At 48.2% G+C, this 18857-nt stretch carries 13 protein-coding genes; all 13 read left to right on the forward strand.

The genetic code is table 11. The annotated features are described in order from the left end of the window. The first annotated feature begins 180 nt into the window (after positions 1 to 180). The 13 genes from pth to BM265_RS01510 all read left to right on the forward strand — a co-directional run bounded on the left by pth (position 181) and on the right by BM265_RS01510 (position 18693). On the forward strand, positions 181 to 807 hold the full coding sequence (gene pth / locus BM265_RS01450; RefSeq protein WP_074830587.1) for an aminoacyl-tRNA hydrolase: 627 nt from the start codon (positions 181 to 183) through the stop codon (positions 805 to 807). Between the two features lie 18 nt (positions 808 to 825). After that, entirely contained in the window at positions 826 to 4278 is a 3453-nt protein-coding gene (gene mfd / locus BM265_RS01455; protein WP_074959709.1) for a transcription-repair coupling factor, read from the forward strand. A gap of 54 nt (positions 4279 to 4332) precedes the next feature. Next, positions 4333 to 5037, forward strand: coding sequence for an AzlC family ABC transporter permease (locus tag BM265_RS01460; RefSeq protein ID WP_074959710.1), 705 nt, complete (start codon positions 4333 to 4335; stop codon positions 5035 to 5037). Continuing rightward, complete coding sequence (locus BM265_RS01465; protein ID WP_074959711.1) at positions 5034 to 5333, forward strand: AzlD domain-containing protein; 300 nt, start codon at positions 5034 to 5036, stop codon at positions 5331 to 5333. The genes BM265_RS01460 and BM265_RS01465 overlap by 4 nt, the downstream gene beginning before the upstream one ends. Before the next feature lie 38 nt (positions 5334 to 5371). Continuing rightward, positions 5372 to 8197 (forward strand): sigma-70 family RNA polymerase sigma factor, encoded by a 2826-nt coding sequence (locus tag BM265_RS01470; protein WP_074959712.1) that lies wholly within the window; start codon positions 5372 to 5374, stop codon positions 8195 to 8197. A gap of 917 nt (positions 8198 to 9114) precedes the next feature. Next, a complete protein-coding gene (mraZ, locus tag BM265_RS01475; protein WP_051506341.1) occupies positions 9115 to 9546 on the forward strand; it encodes a division/cell wall cluster transcriptional repressor MraZ in 432 nt (143 codons plus the stop codon). Further along, positions 9547 to 10482: a 16S rRNA (cytosine(1402)-N(4))-methyltransferase RsmH gene (gene rsmH, locus BM265_RS01480; RefSeq protein ID WP_074959713.1), complete on the forward strand. Its 936-nt coding sequence runs from the start codon at positions 9547 to 9549 to the stop codon at positions 10480 to 10482. Between the two features lie 88 nt (positions 10483 to 10570). Continuing rightward, positions 10571 to 11074 carry a septum formation initiator family protein gene (locus tag BM265_RS01485; protein ID WP_074959714.1) on the forward strand — a complete coding sequence of 168 codons (504 nt, stop codon included), beginning with the start codon at positions 10571 to 10573 and terminating at the stop codon, positions 11072 to 11074. Between the two features lie 126 nt (positions 11075 to 11200). Then, positions 11201 to 13534 carry a penicillin-binding transpeptidase domain-containing protein gene (locus BM265_RS01490; RefSeq protein WP_074959715.1) on the forward strand — a complete coding sequence of 778 codons (2334 nt, stop codon included), beginning with the start codon at positions 11201 to 11203 and terminating at the stop codon, positions 13532 to 13534. 35 nt (positions 13535 to 13569) lie between these two features. Beyond that, positions 13570 to 15003, forward strand: coding sequence for a UDP-N-acetylmuramoyl-L-alanyl-D-glutamate--2,6-diaminopimelate ligase (locus tag BM265_RS01495; protein WP_074959716.1), 1434 nt, complete (start codon positions 13570 to 13572; stop codon positions 15001 to 15003). Between the two features lie 48 nt (positions 15004 to 15051). After that, complete coding sequence (locus BM265_RS01500) at positions 15052 to 16416, forward strand: UDP-N-acetylmuramoyl-tripeptide--D-alanyl-D-alanine ligase (protein WP_074959717.1); 1365 nt, start codon at positions 15052 to 15054, stop codon at positions 16414 to 16416. Continuing rightward, the gene (locus tag BM265_RS01505; protein WP_074959718.1) at positions 16413 to 17429 is read left to right on the forward strand and encodes a glycosyltransferase family 4 protein; all 1017 of its coding nucleotides are present in this window, start codon (positions 16413 to 16415) and stop codon (positions 17427 to 17429) included. The genes BM265_RS01500 and BM265_RS01505 overlap by 4 nt, the downstream gene beginning before the upstream one ends. A 34-nt stretch (positions 17430 to 17463) precedes the next feature. Then, the gene (locus BM265_RS01510) at positions 17464 to 18693 is read left to right on the forward strand and encodes an FtsW/RodA/SpoVE family cell cycle protein (protein WP_081358332.1); all 1230 of its coding nucleotides are present in this window, start codon (positions 17464 to 17466) and stop codon (positions 18691 to 18693) included. Positions 18694 to 18857: the final 164 nt, after the last annotated feature.

Consider the following 18857-nt stretch of genomic DNA (forward strand, 5'->3'; position numbering starts at 1 on the left):
GCAATAGTACACACCCCGACTTCGAGAAAGTCGGGGATTTTGTGCTTGCATCTGTTTGTGAAAAGTACGAACGGATACGTTCGCATTGGCACGTATAAAGAGGAATGCGGGGAATTCCCTGCGCAAGTCTAAATCTGTAAAAACGAACATTAATATATATCAGATAACAGGAGTAAGAATATGGATATTTTTGAAAAGCTGAAACAGCTCTCCGCACAGCGCGGGGAAACAGGTACAAAACCCGAGTATATCATCGTGGGGCTGGGAAACCCCGGGATACAGTATGAGGGCACAAGACACAATGCGGGCTTCATCACCATTGAGGCACTGGAGAAAAAGCTGGGATTTTCGTGCGACAGGCACAAGTTCAAGGCTAAGGTAGGCAATACTGTTATAGGCGGCAAAAGCTGTCTTGTTATGAAGCCCGAGACTTTTATGAACCTCAGCGGTGATGCGGTGTCGGAGGCTATGGATTTCTACAAGATACCACTTGAAAATGTCATCGTGATATTCGATGATATCTCCCTTGATGTGGGTCAGATGAGGATAAGAAGAAAAGGCTCGGCAGGGGGACACAACGGCATCAAGAGCATAATAGCACAGTGCGATGGTGAAAACTTTCCGAGGATAAAGCTGGGTGTGGGCAAAAAGCCTAATCCCGCATATGACCTTGCAAAATGGGTGCTCTCGAAATTCAGCGAAGAGGACAGGAAAAATCTGGATGATGCCGCTGAAAAGGCTTGCATTGCGCTGGAGCTTATGGTGCAGGGCAAGACAGATGAAGCTATGAACAAATTCAATGCGTAGTTTTTAGGGTATGATGTGATGAATATTTTTTTTGAAACAGCAAGCCGTCTTGAACATTACAAGGATATCAAAAACTGCCTGCTGAAAGGCTATACTCCTGCGGCGGTGACGGGCGTTTCGGGTATACACAAGGCTATGCTGACGGCGGCGCTGTCATCGCTGGGCAAGTGCCTGCTGATATGCGCTGATGAAGCTGACGCTACCAAAATGACGGCGGATATAAACGAAATGGCAGGGGAGCAGATAGCCTGCGTTTATCCTGCAAAAGATATGAACTTTGCTTATATGGAGGGGATATCCCGTGAATACGAGCATAGACGTATAGCGGCGCTCTCGGATATAGTATCGGGCAATTGCAGGATAATGGCAGCAAGCATGGAAGCCTGTCTGCAAGGCACCATACCTCCTGCGGCACTGAGGGAGAACACTTTCGTTATTGAAAACGGCAGTGAACTTGATGCGGAAGAGCTTTCGCGGAAACTGCTGGCGGCGGGCTATACCAGAACAGACCAGGTGGAGGGTGCGGCGCAGTTTTCTGTCAGGGGTTCAATAATAGATATATTCCCTGTTCAGGATAAACAGCCTGTGCGTATCGAGCTTTGGGGCGACGAAGTGGATATGATGGCGTATTTCGATGTTGAATCCCAAAGACGTTCCGATCCGCTTGATAAGGTGACTATCGCACCTGCGCTGGAGATAATCTTCCCTGATAGTACCGAGCAGGTAAGGCGTATGGAAGAACTGGCAAAATCTGCGAGGGGCAAGCTTATCGACAAGATAAGAGAGCATATCCAAAAGGATATCGACCTTATCGAGAGCGGCATAATGCTCACCGACCTTGATAAATACTACACCCTTGCGTACAGCGAGACCGCTACGGTCTTCGACTACTTCGGCGGGGGCTTTTGTGCTGTCTCGGAATACAACAACTGTATAGAAAAAGGCAGGGCGGCACTGGCACAGATGGCGGAAGACCTGAAGATACTCTACACCGAGGGCATACTTTTCAAGCGGCTTGAGGGTTTCTGCCTTGAGATGGGTCAGGCGGAGAGCAGGATAGTCAACATGAAGACTATCTTTATGGATACGTTCATGCGCTCGCTGAACAGTGTGAAGCTCAAAAAGCTGATAAATACCGACTGCCGTCAGACTTCTGCATGGGGCGGAAGCATGGTGGCTTTGCAGGAAGAATTGCAGACGCTCTGCGATAACGGCTACTGCACGGTGGTGCTGGCAGGTTCGGAGAAGACTGTGCCTATCATAGTAAAAGACCTGAAAGATTCGGGGATAAACGCTGTGCAGATGGGTGAGGATTTCGAGATAAAGCCCGGAGTGGTATATGTGCGCACAGGCAGTCTTTCGGCGGGATATGATTATCCGACCATCGGCTGTGCGCTGATAACCCAGATGAAAGCCCTGTCCTCGAAGCGCAAAAAGCCCAAGCACAAGGCGGGCGAGGAGATAAAAGCGCTTTCTGATATACATTCTGGCGACCTTGTGGTACATTCCATGTACGGCATAGGCAAATTCATGGGCATAAAGAACATCGAAACAGGCGGTGTGAAGAAGGATTACATCACCATCAGCTACGCGGGCACGGATGTACTTTATGTGCCTGTTACTCAGCTTGACCTTGTATCCAGGTATGTGGGTCCCGGTGAAGACGGCGGTGTGAAGCTGAACAAGCTGAATTCCACCGAATGGACCCGCACCAGGAACAAGGTGCGTGCGGCTGTCAAGGATATGGCTGAGGAGCTTACAAAGCTGTATGCACAGCGCCAGATGGCAAAGGGATATTCCTTTGAGCCCGATGATGACTGGCAGAGGGATTTTGAGGAGAGATTCGATTATCAGGAGACCGATGACCAGCTGAGGGCGATAAACGAGATAAAGGGCGATATGGAAAAGCACACCCCGATGGACAGACTTCTCTGCGGTGATGTTGGCTTCGGCAAGACGGAAGTTGCGCTGAGGGCGGCTTTCAAGTGCGTTGTAAACGGAAAGCAGTGTGCTATACTGGCACCCACCACGGTACTTGCATGGCAGCACTATCAGACGGCGATTAAGCGTTTTGAGCATTTCGCGGTGAAAGTGGAACTGCTGTCAAGATTCCGCAAGCCCAAGGAACAGGCGGCTATAGTTCGCGAACTTAAAAGGGGTACTGTTGACCTGATAATAGGTACACACAGGCTGGTATCAAAGGATGTTGAGTTCAAGGACTTGGGTCTTGCCATTATAGACGAGGAACAGCGTTTCGGTGTGGCACACAAGGAGAAGTTCAAGGAGAACCACCCCGGGGTGGATATACTGACCCTTTCGGCGACACCTATACCCAGAACGCTGAACATGGCTCTCAGTGGCATAAGGGATATGTCAGTTATAGAAGAGCCGCCTATGGACAGACATCCGATACAGACCTACGTTATCGAGCATAATGACGGCGTTATACTGCAAGCCATAAGCAAGGAGTTAAGGCGCGGCGGACAGGTATACTATATACACAACAGGATAGATACCATACTCAGGACGGTTGACCGTCTGCAAAAGAGCTTGCCCGATGCAAGGATAGCCTATGCCCACGGAAAGATGGACGAAAAAGAGCTATCCGAGATATGGCGGCAGGTTGTTGAGCATGAGGTGGATATACTTGTATGCACTACGCTGATAGAAACGGGCATAGATGTTCCTAACGTGAACACGCTGATAATCGAGGACGCTGACAGGCTGGGACTTTCACAGCTGCATCAGCTGAGAGGTCGCGTGGGACGTTCAAACAGGCGTGCTTTTGCTTACTTCACATTCAGGCGCGGTAAAGTGCTGAACGAGACCGCAAGCAAGAGATTGCAGGCGATAAGGGAGTTCACTCAGTTCGGTTCGGGCTTCCACATAGCTATGCGCGATCTTGAGATACGAGGCGCGGGAAGTATACTTTCGGCAAAACAGCACGGTCATATGGAGGCTGTGGGATACGATATGTATTTAAGACTCCTCAACGAAGCCATAGCTGAGCAGAGGGGCGAGGAGATACCTCATTCGCCTGAGGACTGCCTTGTGGATATTGCGATAAATGCTTATATCCCCGATGGCTACATTGAAAATGCGGCGCAGAGAGTTGATGCGTACCGCAAGATAGCTTCGATAGCGACGGAAGAGGATTCACGCGATGTTCTGGACGAACTGATTGACCGTTACGGAGAACCGCCGAAATCGGTGCTTGGTCTGGTGCAGATAGCACTGCTGAGAAACAGAGCTTCAAGGCTTGGCATAAAGGAAATAAAGCAGATGGGTCCGAAGATGCAGTTCTATATCACGACTTTAGAGCCAAGGCAGATAGCGGCGCTGGCAGGAAAATACAAGAGCCGTGTGCGCTTCGTGGACGAGCTGAAACCGTATTTCGCGGTGACAGCGGCAAAACAGCAAAAGTCTGCGGAGCTTATGCAGGAAGTCATCGAGACTATAAACCTGCGCTGAATACAGTATCATCATGGTTTATATGGGGAGACCCGTTAAGATAGGAGAATAGATTTGAAAAAAGATTTCGTAAGGGGTATGTCGCATGGGGTGCCGATAATGCTGGGGTATCTGTCGGTATCCTTTGGATTCGGCATAATGGCGGTCAGCAATGGGCTAAGTGCGCTTTGTGCTTCGCTGATATCCCTGACCAACGTTACAAGCGCGGGACAGGCGGCAGGCGTTGACATCATTGCGGCAGGGGGAACTCTGCTGGAGATGGTGCTTGTGCAGATAACTATAAATATGAGATATTCGCTGATGGCGCTGTCGCTTTCACAGAAACTGGACAAGAAATTCACAACACCCCACAGGTTAGCGGCAAGCTACGGCATAACAGACGAGATATTTGCGGTGTGTGCCGCACAGGAAACTCCGCTGACACCGGCATATATGTACGGTATGATATTCGTGGCTGTGCTGGGCTGGGTAAGCGGTACGGCAATGGGTGCGGCGGCAGGTCAGCTTCTTCCTGCGGCTGTATCAAGCGCTATGGGACTGGTGCTGTATGGTATGTTCATTGCGATAGTGATACCTCCCTGCAAAAAGGAAAAAAGCGTGCTGGCGGTATCGCTGATAGCAGTGGTGATAAGTCTGCTGTTCAAGTATGTTTTCACTGCTGTGTCAGGCGGATTTGCGATGATAATTTGCGCGGTGGCGGCTTCGCTGGCAGGAGCCTGGCTTTTCCCTGTAAAAGATAAGCAGGAGGGAAAAGAATGAGTATAGCGATTTATGTAGCGGTGATGGCGGGAGTTACCTACCTGATACGCATGGTTCCCTTTACATTTTTCAGGAAGAAGATAACTTCAAGATTCTGGCTGAGTTTTCTGCACTACATACCATATGCGGTACTCAGTGCCATGACAATGCCCGCCATATTCTACAGCACGGGCAGTACAGTCACTGCCGCGGCGGGAACGATAGTCGCGCTGGTGATGGCTTATTTTGAACTTCCGCTGATAGCGGTGGCGCTGGGCGCTTCGGCAGCGGCTTTCATAGCGGGGCTTATAATTTAGTAGAAGAAACAACGAGTTGAGGACAAAAGGAGAAGACTTTGGATACCAACGATAAAAGATCATTTTTTGAAAAACAATATCTCAGGCTGTATAAAAAGCTTTATTACAGCGCACTGGCGGTGCTTTGCAGTGAAGCCGATGCGGGTGAAGCTGTTCGTGAGGGCGTGCTTGCGATGTACGCGGTTTTTGACGGTGAATGTACGGCTAGAGAGTTCGATGTAAGGATATTCTCGGTGCTTATGGAGAATGCTGAAAAATACCGCAGGAATAAGGGCTTTTCACGAGGTGGGGAAGTCGGGAAATCAGATGTGCCGCAGGTATTGAAAGAGATCGAAAAGATATCCCACAAGGAAAGGCTTTGCCTTGCGCTGAATGGCATAGCAGGGTTTTCGGCGGCTGATATCGCGGATATCACCGATATGAAGCCATTTGAAGTGAAATCGAATCTCTCTGACGGCAGGAACAGGCTTAAAAACAGCGGTCTGAAAGGTTTCAGGCGCGGAGTGCTGATAAAGGGTCAGGAAGAAATGTTCCCGATACCCGAAAAGCTTCTTCCTGAGAATATCGGTGAGATGCTGGATAACGGCAGTGTGGCGATAACATCTGCGGCGATAGATGCTGCAAACAAGGAACAGCGAACTTTCAGAAAGCGCAGTGATCTCCCGAAGATAGCTGCGGCTACCGCTGTGATAGCTGTTGTGGGCGGGATCGGATTTATGCTTCATGGCGGAAAAACTCCCGAAAAATCAAAGGGTACGGAAAATGTCAGCTCTCAAGCAGAAGAGGAAAGAGATGATATAGATTTCTCAGGTCTGAGGCGAGGTTCTTATAAATCACTGCATACATATTTAATTGAAAGCCACGACAAAAACTGGGAATATTCAAACTATATATCAGATACGAGATATATAAGCAGCAATAATTTTACGGAAGAGCAGATCTTTAGCGATTTGAGTAGGTTTTACGAAAGTTCTTACAGCTACGGAGATATAAAACTGCTTACAGACAGCGATCCTGCTGAGGCTGACAGCAGAGAAAAAAGCAAGCTAAGAACATTTTTGCAGGAAAATGACAAGGTGTTCAGATCAAGATTTACAACTATAAACACCTGCAAACTTGAAAAGGGCAAGGCGGTATTTTCAGAGAATGATCTGATGGACAGCACATATATCAGGCAGGAACTTGCCGAAAATCAGGTATTCAAGGAAAACGGCACCAAGTACGGACCATACATCGTGGGTATGAAGCTGCAGGGCAACTATCTGATAGCGGCGTATAATTTTCATATGCCCGAGATAATAGACGACAAAAAGATCTGCCAGGAGTACTGCGGGGTATGCGTTTTTGACAAGAACAGCGAAGAGCTTCTTTATGAGTACGAACAGCCGGGCATAATGGGTAAGCTCTGCGTTGACGATAATGGCAGGATAACGGTTATAAGTCAGTACAACACGGGCAAAAAGGCTGCTGAAGCTGAGGCGTACAATTCGGGCAGACCTGCTTTTCTTCCTGATATATATGAAAACGGTGAAGCATCGCTGATATCGGAGGACGATATATATATTTCTTCCTTTGCTGAGAGTTCAAAGCTTACGGTAATGAGCAGCATTGATATCTCGGGAGATATGATGTGTACTGACAAGATGGTGCTGACTGCTGAGCTTTTCGGCATGGTGGAAAGCGGCGGCGATATGATACTGAAGTCGTCATGCGATGATAGCGATGGGGACTCAGTGCAGCTGATGCGCATAGATACCTCGGCAGGACTGGAGCTAAAAGCTGTTGGTAATATCCCGAGCGATACGGGAGTATCTTTCGGTGTTATTTCGGATTATACGTCATATTACATCAATAATGGTTCGAATGAATTCATAATAGAAAACGGGATACTATATATTGTCAACGGCAGTGGTGTAATGTGTTTTGATGAGGAACTGAACTATCTGGGAGAGTACGTGCGTTCGGTATACCTCGATGAACTTTCCGATGACACTGAGTTATGGGGCGTGGATTGGCATACTGCGGCGTTTGATGGCTCAACTGTATATTTTGCGGATATCATCGAAGATCTGGACCGTGACGATGAAGATGTGCTGATACTTGAATCGGTGGATCTGAGTGATATAAACTCTCCTAAAGCTATCAGTTACAAAGAGGATACGCTTTCGGCGCCTGCGGCATGGGCAGGATATGGATATAACGGTGCTGTGGAAGACGGCAGGTTGCTACATATGCTGGTATCAGGCGAATCGGAAGATAACATGAACTGTACGATACAGCTTGTTAGCCTTCGTCCCGAAGATGTTGCCGAGGGTAAGGCGGGGCGCAGGGTATATGATATGAAACAAAACGGAGAAGCAGTTATCCCGAGTTTCGATGATGTTAAATATGCAGAGGAGTTGCCTTTGCACAAGCCCGGAGTGATATCTCAGCTGAAAGACCTGCCGTTCGATAATGATTATTCTTCGTTTTATCAGATAAAAGGAAAATATATGTGTATGGCAATTGAGAGCATGATCGACTGTGATGCCAAAGAGATATCCGAGGACGAATACATAGACTTGTTGAACGTTGACGAAACCGGTGAGTTCGATAAAGTCGAAGTAAAGTATGATGACAATGATGAGCCAAAATACTATTATTACAACAGCATAACCTCAAGTCTGAGTTATATCCTGATAGAAGTTCAGGGGGACGAGCTGAAACAGGTATATACAACGCCGTCTGAAACTGTTGAGCTGGAGGGATTTTATGCTCATCCCTCTGAGGATACAGAGGGTTTTGCGGTGTACGATAACTATCTGTATATCTTTGATTCTAAGAACTCAGCCGTTGGCTATAATATTGCGGATACCGAAAAGTAAATAGTCTGATATTTGAGCACGTTCGCAGTCTGCGGGCGTGCTTGATTTTTTGGGGATACAAAAGTGCGTCATACTTGCAGATGAGATCGGCACTTGACGCATCCGCGGAGAATACGCCGTCGGCACAATATGATGGGGTGACCGGTACGGCGTTGATCTTATATGGTATATCAAAGACGGTGCTTACTGCGGGGGCACCGCCTTAAACGTTTGCGGATAATAGTTTATAGGATGCTTTTATGCATAATGACGAAAAGAATGTTGAAAACCTTGGGGGTAATTGGGAAAATGAGATCGTTTGTGGGCGGTTTGTCACTCATGGGGTGTATTTCTACGAAAATTTTATGTGGGGTCGATATTGTAATAATTAACTTCGTTAACAAAATGTGCTGTAACCGATTTTTAGTTTTTGGCAAAAAATGTAAGTTTTAACTGTACGTTGATTTACGCATTAAATCGATAAAGTAACAAAAGTTCTGTATTTTGTGTGAACTTTTAAGAAAACTTATTGACGAGTACCAGTTATTGTGGTACAATAGGACTATAGGAACAGCCCTTGCGGCAGTTTTCACGGCGAGCAGTGTAATAATTTTGTAATTATATGTGTGTTCGCTAACTAAATATCCGAAAATTTAATGGGTCAAACACCCAGATATAGTGGTTGGTTTGAGTTAATAAAAAGTTTACAAGTTACAGAAAAATTACAAAACCCTCTCTAAAAGTTACAAAATGCGACATCAGGTTACAAGTAGATCGTGCCGAGTACAATAAATTTCCCTGCATCTTCAAGAATTCAGGAAAAATACCAATTGCAATTTTTTTCATTATGCTGTATAATGTTCATAGTGGTAAAAAGTGCGATTTGGTGTCAAAGTTTTACCAAGTCGCGGCAGATATGTCCGTGAGGGGGTGAGCGCTTGGCTTTAAAGACCTTGATGGGTACTTATAATCAGAGCATGGACGTAAAGGGACGCATGAGCTTCCCTGCAAAGTTCCGTGAGATCATCGGCGAGCGCTTCATCGTTACGAGAGGTATCGACCACTGCCTGCTGGTATTCTCTCCCGAGGATTTCGACAGGCTCAACGAAAAGTTCCGTGAGATGCCCCTGGCATCGGGACGGGATATCATAAGGTTCTTCACGGGCAGCGCCATTGAAGCCGAAGCGGACAAGCAGGGAAGGATACTGGTGCCTCAGCCGCTGAGAGACTGGGCGGGACTTGAAAAGGAAGTCATCGTGATGGGACTGACCGACCGCTGCGAAATCTGGGATAAATGCAGGTGGGAGGAACGCAGTGCGAAGCTGGACGATGAAGCACTGCTGGCGGCTCTTGAAGGAGTTGGGATATAAATGGAATTCAAGCACGTCTCTGTTTTGCTGAACGAGTGCATCGAGGGACTTGATATAAAGCCTGATGGCATCTATTGCGATGGTACTGCGGGCGGCGCGGGACATTCGCGTGAGATAGCCAAAAGGCTGACCACGGGAAGGCTCATCGCTGTTGACAGAGATCCCGAGGCGGTGGCTGTTGCGACGGAAAGATTGTCGGGACTGCCTGCGACTGTTGTTCACGGAAATTATTCCGAACTGGACGAGATATTCGCAAGGCTCGGTCTTGACGGCGCAGACGGCATACTGATGGATCTGGGCGTATCCTCCTATCAGCTGGATAACGCGGAACGAGGATTTTCGTATCACGCGGACGCTCCGCTGGATATGAGAATGAGCAGTGAAGGACTTTCGGCACGTGACGTTGTAAACGGTTACGATGAACGGACACTGGCGAGGATAATATTTGAGTACGGCGATGAGAAATTCTCGCGGAATATCGCAAAGAAGATAGTTCAGGTCAGGGAAGAAAAACCGATAGAGACCACGCTGGAGCTTGCCGAGGTGATAAAATCGGCTGTACCCCAGAAGGTCAGAAGAGAGAAAAATCCCTGCAAGAAGACCTTTCAGGCGATAAGGATAGAGGTAAATGCGGAGTTGGAACATCTGAGCACCGCGCTGGACAAGGCTTTCGATCTGCTGAACGTGGGCGGAAGGCTTTGCATAATCACTTTCCATTCGCTTGAAGACAGGTTGGTCAAACAAAGATTCAAGAGCTTTTGTCAGGGCTGTATATGCCCGCCTGATTTTCCCGTGTGCGTTTGCGGGAGAACTCCGAGAGGAAAGCTCATAACAAAGAAACCGATCGAACCAACAGATACAGAGAACGAAGAAAACAAGCGCGCACACAGCGCAAAACTCAGGATAATAGAGAAGATAAAGAACGACCCGCAGTGACGGGAAAAGACAAAGAGAGACAGACAAAAAGGAAGCTTGTGTAAAATTTTCTGTGCGCTTTTGGGGCGCGTATAGAGGTGTATCATAAATGACAAAATATAACGACCACAGCAATCTGGCTCATGAATTCGAACTGCCTTACGTGGATAATCCCGAACATGGCAGAACGGCTGTACATGAAGAAAAGAAAAAGCCCAATGCTATCCCTGCTGCTCCTGCTATGAGCATCGGTGCGAAGCTGGCGTGGGCTATACTGATAATCATAGCTGTTTCTCTGATGGGAAGCCTTATCTACGGCAAGGTGGAGATATCCAGACTTTACAATGAAAGGGCCGGTCTGGAAAAGCAGCTCGATCAGCTGCAGAACGAAAATGTAAGTATGCAGTCTGAGATAGCAGAGAGAATGAATATGACCAAGGTCGAGGAATATGCAAGGAACGAACTGGGTCTGCAAAAGCTTGATAAATCTCAGATAGAGTATATAGAGATCGAAACACCCTCAGTGGCTGAGGTAAAGGGCGGCGATAAGGAAGATGCTCTCACTCGCTTTAAACGCTGGATCGATCACGCTTCGGAATATCTGAGGCACTAAATCATATATTATATAAGAAAGTTAAGCACAGATAAATTGTACTTAGCTTTCTTGTTCTATTTTCAAATAGGTTATGTCTTCCCGCGGGGAAGCATAAAACGCATTTATCGGGACGGAGGTTAAGTGATGACCGATAAACCAAGTCTTAAAATGAAAACAAGGCTCACCATATGGCTGTGCCTGCCTGTTCTGCTATTGCTGATATACATGATATGGGGCATATGGAAGGTATCCATAAAGGAAGGCGCAAAGTGGAAAGAGCTGGCTAATTCACAGCAGCTGAAATCCACGGTGGTGCCTGCTTCAAGAGGTTCTATGTATGACGCAAAGGGCAATGTTCTTGCCCAGAGCGCTACGGTGTACAGGATATATGTTGACCCCATAATGCTGAAACAGCAGTGCGATGCAAGGGACAAACGTATCGAGGAACTGAAAGCCGCGATCAAGGAAGAGGACAGTACAGAGAAGGTACTCAAGTACAAGGAAGAACTTGATAACGCAAAGACAAGCACCGAGACTTTCGATGAGCTTGTGGAGTTCCTGGCGCTGAAGCTGAAGATGGACACAGGCGATGTAAGGACCAAGCTTGGTGATATCACAAGCCAGTACATCATACTTGGCGAGGGTATCGAGAAGACCCTCCGCGATGAGATAGAAGATAAGCTCACTGAGCTTAAAATAGACGGCGTAAGAGGCGAAGAGCAGACAAAACGCGTTTATCCTCAGGAATCCCTGGCTGCCCATGTGCTGGGTTATACGGATTTCGAGGATAATGGTATATACGGTCTTGAAGCTTATTACGATGACTACCTCAAAGGCGTTGACGGCAGAGTAGTAACCGCAAAGGACAAGGACGGAAACGATATACCCTACCGTTACAAGCAGAGCTATGATGTTCAGAACGGCAACGACCTTAACCTGAACATTGATATCAATATCCAGTATATGCTGGAAAAAGGTCTGCAGAAAGCGTATGAAGAAAATCAGCCTACTGACAGAGTCTGCGGTATAATCATGAACCCCAAGACGGGTCAGGTATATGCCGAGGCTACGGCATTCAGCTACGACCCCAACGAGCCTTCGCTGATATCTGATAAGCAGGTGGCTGCGAAGCTGGCGGGTATGAAAAATTCTCCCGAATATGAGACTGAAAGACAGAATGCATGGAGTTTGCAGTGGAAGGACAAGTGCGTTTCGGAACTGTATTTCCCGGGCTCTGTATTCAAGATAATCACAGGAGCATCAGCAATTGAAGAAAAGGCGATATCGCTGGACGAAACATTCAACTGCAACAACCATATAACCGTGGAAGACAGAGATATCTCCTGCTGGACCACAGGCGACCACGGCGCACAGAATCTGGCGGCGGCTATGGCGAACTCCTGTAACCCTGCTTTCGTGCAGATAGGTCTTAAACTTGGTGCTGATAACTTTGTAAAATACTTCGACGGATTCGGTTATAATGAGCTTACGGGCATCGACCTGCCCGGCGAGGTAAATTCCTACAATATACATCAGCTCAGCTGGCTGGGCCCCGTTGAACTTGCTACATCTGCTTTCGGTCAGACCAACAAGGTAACACCGATACAGATGATAACAGCAGTATCAGCGGCAGTAAACGGCGGATATGTTGTTACACCGAGAGTAGTCAGCAGCATAACCGACCAGAACGGAAACGTTGTAAAGAGAAATGACAGGGAAGTCAAGAGACAGATAATCTCCGAAGAGACTTCCGCTGCCATGAGAGAGATACTCAAGGGCGTTGTTGAGACAAACAAGAGTTCCAACTGCTATATACCCGGTTACAGCATAGGCGGTAAGTCGGGTACATCGCAGAAGCTGGACGAAAATGCAAAGGGCGATACCTACGTTGGTTCCTACTGCGCATTTGCTCCTGCGGAAGACCCCGAGATAATCATGCTGGTACTTGTGGATCACCCCACAGGCGAACAGTTCTACGGAAGTATGGTGGCTGCGCCTATCTGTCAGGAAGTGCTCAGCGAGGTACTGCCTTACATGGGTATGTTCCCGAACTACACCGAAGAGGAACTGGAAAGCGTATCCATCAATGTTCCAAATGTTCAGTACTACACTGTTGAAGAGGCTACAAAGACACTGGAAGAACTTGGATTTGTAGTTAAGATAAAGGGCGAGGGCGATACAGTCCTGAGACAGATGCCCGCAAGCGTTAAGATCGAGCACGGCGGTTCTGTTGTGCTGTATACTGATCAGAGAACAGAGATCGAGAAGGTCACTGTGCCCAGTATACAGGGTCTTACAAGAAGTCAGGCAAAGGCAACTCTGGAAACTTACGGTCTGAATCTTATAGCAGAGGGTTCTGCGGCGGCTGAAGAAGTAAGCTACGCGCTGGGTGACCAGACTTACGAACCGGGTACCAGCGTACCTCTTGGTACAGCCGTAACGGTAACATTCGCGACTATGGAGGTAGCTTCACAGTAAGGCTGAATGAAAAAACTTTTAAGGGATGAACATGAATGAGATTATATGAACTGATAAAAGAAGTGGCAGAGACTTCTCTGCCTGATATGGAAATAACGGGACTGACCTCCGATACCAGAGGGGAAGTCACCGAGGGCAGCATTTTCGTGTGCATAAAGGGCAAGACCTTTGATGGACACGATGCAGCAAAGCAGATGCTGGAAAAGGGCTGTGCAGCAGTTGTCTGCGAGAGAGATCTTGGTCTTGAAAAGCAGATAATCGTTGAGGACACAAGGGCAGCTTTCCCAAGACTGTGCGCAGCATGGTTCCGCCACCCCGAGAGAGAGCTTGAACTCATCGGTGTTACAGGCACTAACGGAAAGACTACCATCACCACGGTGATAAAGAAAGTCCTCAGCGGATTTGGCTGCAAGGTGGGTCTTATTGGCACCTGCCAGAACGAGATAGGCGATGAGATAATTCCCACTGCAAGGACAACTCCCGAGCCTTACGACCTGTTTGAGCTGTTCAGAAAAATGGCAGACGCAGGCTGTAAGTACACCATTATGGAGGTATCATCTCAGGGACTTGAACAGAAGAGAGTTCAGGGCTGTCATTTCAGGGTGGGTGTATTCACTAACCTTACTCAGGATCACCTTGATGTACACGGTACAATGGAGAATTATTATCAGGCAAAGAAGATGCTGTTCGATATAAGCGATACAGCGATAATCAATATCGATGACAAGTACGGCGAAAGGTATACTAAGGAGATCCCTTGTCCTTTCAAGACCTACTCGGTGAGCAGAAAAGCCGATTACCGTGCTGAGGATATCATGCTTGGCACTGACGGTGTGAAGTACGTGTTCAGCGACGGCAAGGTGAAGAAGAACGTAAGCTTCAATATGCCCGGACTTTTCAATGTATCCAACTCCCTGGCTGTGATAGCTTGTATGGAAGAACTTGGATATACTCCCTGCAAAACAATAGCAGGATTTGAGAAGATACAGGGCGTTCGCGGCAGAGCGGAGATAATCCCCACAGGCAGAGATTTCACTGTTATATGCGATTACGCTCACACTCCCGATGCGCTGATAAACGTGCTTTCGGCTATAAAGGAGAGCGCTAAGGGCAAGGTGAAGTGCTTATTCGGCTGCGGCGGAAACCGCGACCGCACAAAGCGTGCGCCCATGGCAGCAGCTGCGGCTGAACACGCTGATTTTCTGATAGTTACATCGGATAACCCCAGAGATGAAGACCCCGATGATATCATAAACGACGTACTCAAAGGACTTGAGGGCAAGGATACTCCCTATGTCCGCATGACCGACAGGCGCGAGGCTATCCACTGGGCGATAAAGAATGCCGAAAAGGACGATATCATCGTGCTGGCAGGCAAGGGTCACGAGGATTACCAGATACTTGCAGGCGGAGTTAAGATACACTTCGACGAGCGTGAGGTAGTCGCTGAGGCGCTGAAGGAACTTTGATAATTAACCTGACCCGAGGGTACGGGTCGAGCAAAGGGTGGTAAAGCAATGGAAAAATTAATGCTTTCAGAGATAATACAGGCTGTAAGAGGAAGCTATGGCTTTCCTGCCGATGTTGAGGTAAAGGATATCTCTACCGATACAAGAACTATAACAGAGGGCTCGCTGTTCATAGCGCTGAAAGGTGCTAACTTCGACGGGCACGATTTTGCCGCACAGGCTATGGAGCTTGGTGCTATAGCTGTGGTGACGGAAAGACCCGTTGACGGCGCAAGATGCCTTATCGTGGATTCCACCGCGCAGGCATTGCTGGATGCGGCATCATATTACCGCAGTAAATTCGATATACCACTGGTGGGCATAACAGGCAGTGTGGGAAAGACCACCACCAAGGAAATGATATACAGCGTGCTTTCCCGCAGTTTCAAGACACTTAAAACCGAAGCCAACCACAATAACGAGGTAGGTATGCCCAAGACTTTGCTGGAGCTTGATGATTCCCATCAGGCGGCAGTTATCGAGATGGGCATGAACCACAAGGGCGAGATCTCGAGAATGTCCACAAGCTGCAAGCCGACTATCTGCGTTATTACCAATATCGGTGTTTCGCATATTGAGAATCTCGGTTCCCAGGAGGGCATACTCAAGGCTAAGATGGAGATACTTGACGGCGCTTCCGCTGATGCTCCGCTGATACTCTGCCGTGATGACAGACTTCTCGCAAAGGCTGAGATATACGGCGGCAGGAAAGTTTGGTACTACTCGGTATCCAAAAAGGACTGCGATGTTTATGCTTCAGATATCGCTGCTGACAGCAAGGGCATAAGCTTCACTATACATTATAACAGAGAAAAGCTCAACGCTAGGATAAATTGTCTGGGTGAGCATAATGTCAAGAATGCGCTGGCAGCTTTCTGCGCCGGTGCGGCGGCAGGTATGGAGAATGAGGATATCATTGCAGGACTTGCTGATTTCAGACCTGAGGGCATGAGACAGAATATTATCAGTGAGAATGGCATGACCTACGTGCTGGATTGCTACAATGCAGCTCCCGATTCCATGAAAGCGAGCCTTTCGGTGCTGAGCCAGATATCTGTACGCGGCAGACGTTTCGCTGTGCTTGGGGATATGCTTGAACTCGGAAAGGGCGCGGCGAGATATCACCGTACTGTTGGCGAGTATGTCAAGGCATCAAAGACAGATGTACTGCTGTGCTTCGGCAAGAATTCGGCGTACTATATAGAGGGCGCTTGCGACAAGGGCTTCGACCGTGAGAATACTGCACATTTTGAGACTTACGAGGAGCTTGTGGAGTATCTGAAAGCAAATCTCAAAGAGGGCGACGCTGTGCTGTTCAAGGGCAGCCGCGGCATGAAGCTTGAGGAAGTTTACGAGGCGATAAAACAGGCGTGAAGCTTTCGTTTATAATATTTGCTCTGCAGCTTGCCGTGGGCGGACTGCTGGGGCGGCTTTTCATTCCCGTGTTCAGAAAGATGAAGACAGGAAAAATGGAAATATATATCGGCGACCGATTTAAGCAGGACGGCTCCGAGCCGCGGGGCGGCGGAGCGCTGATGCTGTTTTGCTTTGTAACAGCCTGCTTTGCGGCGGCTGCCGCTGAGGGTTTCAATGCCAATGAGATAAAGGCAGCGGCTTTCACGGCGATATTCGCCGCGGTGCTGACCGCTGTGGGACTTATGGAAGACTACGACCGCGATGTGCGCGGCGGGATAGGCATGAAAAGCAGATACAGGGTGACGATAAAGCTGCTGCTTTGCGGCGGCTATACCGCGCTGATGGGGCTTTTCGGGTACAGCTGCAAGCTTGTGCTGCTGCCTTTCAGATGGGGGTATGTTGACCTCGGGTGGGCTTACATACCACTGAATGCGCTGCTGATGACAGTTATTATCACGGCGGCGGAGATATGTGATTGCCAGAAAGGTATACACGAAACAGGCGTGGACGGACTTTATCCGATGACGATGTTTGTGAGCTTTCTGGGACTTTTTGCGGCTTTCGGAGACGGCAGTCGCGAGGTAGTCAGAGTGATATGCCTTTGTGCGGCGGGAAGCTGTGCGGGGTATCTGATATGGGGGGCTAAGCCCTCGAAACTTTTCCTTGGGCAGTCGGGAGGATTGTTCCTTGGGAGCGTGATGTGCGGCATACTGATGATCTCGGGGCTGCACGGAGCGGTGCTGCTTGCTATGGCAGTGCCTTTCATCGAGCTTGCTGCGCATATTTTGCAGCGGGCGGTATTCAAAAGAAATAAAAAGCTGCTGTTCAAAGGCGCGACGCTTCACGAGCATTTACGCAATATCGGGTGGAGCGAGTACCGCATAACTGCGGCGTATGCGGCAGTGCAGGCGTTGTTCTGCGCGGGTGCGGCGGCTTACAGTATATATGAATCGAGGCTGGTGATAAACTAGCCTTATCAAGAAATTGAGCGGAGGTACAGCATTAATGGCTGATAAGGGTATACACCGCGACCGTGACGGCGGTCTTACACTGAACAATCACCTGATACGGCAACCCGTGGCGCAGGCGAGAAAAAAGCTTAACTTCAATTTCAAATCGATAAACAAGGGCGTGGATATCCCGTTCCTGCTGCTGATACTGGTACTGCTGGGATTCGGCGTGCTGATGATGTTCTCGGCTTCCTATGCCTGGGGCATAAACGATATGGGAGACGGATATTTCTACGCTAAAAAACAGCTGACATTCGCGGGCATAGGCCTTGTGGGTATGCTGGTGGTATCCGTGCTGGATTACCATTTCTTCCAGAATACGGTCGTTTGTTACATCTTTTTTGGCGTGATGTACGCCATGTGTCTGTACGCGGCGTTCTTCGGTTCGTCAACTGCGGATGCAAGCCGATGGATAAATCTGGGATTTGTGCAGTTCCAGCCCTCGGAGCTTCTGAAAGTAGCGTTTATAATAATATTCGCCTACATAATGGCGGTAAATTTCCCTAAATTTGATAACTGGAAGTACTGCGTTATACCTTTCACGGTGATAATGGGTATAACGGTCATCGTGCTGGGTCTCCAGAGACATCTGTCTGCGGTGCTGATAATAGGCGTTATCGGCGTCAGCATGATGTTTGTAAGCGGTATGCCCGCCAAGACTTTCTGGAAATTCATAGGCGTTCTGGCGGCGGTGGCTGTGCTTTGTCTGGCAGTGGTGCTGATGGCGGGTAAATTCTCCTACTTACAGGAAAGAATAGACGGCTGGCGCAACCCTGAGGCAGATATACAGAACAATACATGGCAGACCTATAACTCACTGGTAGCTATCGGTTCGGGCGGCTGGTTCGGACTGGGGTTCGGTGAATCGCGACAGAAATTCCTGTACCTGCCCGAAGCACAGAACGACTTCGTATTTGCTATAATCTGCGAGGAACTGGGATTTGTGGGTGCACTGGTAGTTGTGGTGCTGTTCGTTATCTTCGTGCTGAGAGGATTCTATATAGCCGCAAATGCCAAGGACAGATTTGGTATGCTGGTGGCTGCGGGCATCACGATACAGATAGGTCTTCAGGCTTTCCTGAATATCATGGTTGCTTCAAACTCCTTCCCGAACACGGGTATATCACTGCCGTTCTTCAGTTACGGCGGTACAGCGCTGATAATACAGCTGGCTGAGATGGGAATACTGCTGAGTATATCACGTCAGGGACACATCAAAAAATGATAAAAAACAGCGCCTTCGGCATTTTGCTGTGGCGCGGTTTTGCGTATTTTGTTAAGTGTTAACTGAAAAATGTTGCTTTGTTAATAATATTTTAGTATAATTGAAATGATAATAAGTATACTATGTAAACGTTCGCGAAACTCTTCGTGAAAAGGTTGCACAGA

It is taken from the genome of Hominimerdicola alba, from assembly GCF_900112155.1.
In the GTDB taxonomy this organism is placed as follows: Bacteria; Bacillota; Clostridia; order Oscillospirales; family Ruminococcaceae; genus Hominimerdicola; species Hominimerdicola alba_D.

What these genes read in the sequence shown, in the direction of transcription:
- BM265_RS01510 (WP_081358332.1), top strand. Translation starts at nt 17,464, where the DNA reads ATGGCTGATAAGGGTATACACCGCGACCGTGACGGCGGTCTTACACTG.
- BM265_RS01490 (WP_074959715.1), top strand. Translation starts at nt 11,201, where the DNA reads ATGACCGATAAACCAAGTCTTAAAATGAAAACAAGGCTCACCATATGG.
- BM265_RS01465 (WP_074959711.1), top strand. Translation starts at nt 5,034, where the DNA reads ATGAGTATAGCGATTTATGTAGCGGTGATGGCGGGAGTTACCTACCTG.
- rsmH (WP_074959713.1), top strand. Translation starts at nt 9,547, where the DNA reads ATGGAATTCAAGCACGTCTCTGTTTTGCTGAACGAGTGCATCGAGGGA.
- BM265_RS01500 (WP_074959717.1), top strand. Translation starts at nt 15,052, where the DNA reads ATGGAAAAATTAATGCTTTCAGAGATAATACAGGCTGTAAGAGGAAGC.
- pth (WP_074830587.1), top strand. Translation starts at nt 181, where the DNA reads ATGGATATTTTTGAAAAGCTGAAACAGCTCTCCGCACAGCGCGGGGAA.
- mfd (WP_074959709.1), top strand. Translation starts at nt 826, where the DNA reads ATGAATATTTTTTTTGAAACAGCAAGCCGTCTTGAACATTACAAGGAT.
- BM265_RS01495 (WP_074959716.1), top strand. Translation starts at nt 13,570, where the DNA reads ATGAGATTATATGAACTGATAAAAGAAGTGGCAGAGACTTCTCTGCCT.
- BM265_RS01485 (WP_074959714.1), top strand. Translation starts at nt 10,571, where the DNA reads ATGACAAAATATAACGACCACAGCAATCTGGCTCATGAATTCGAACTG.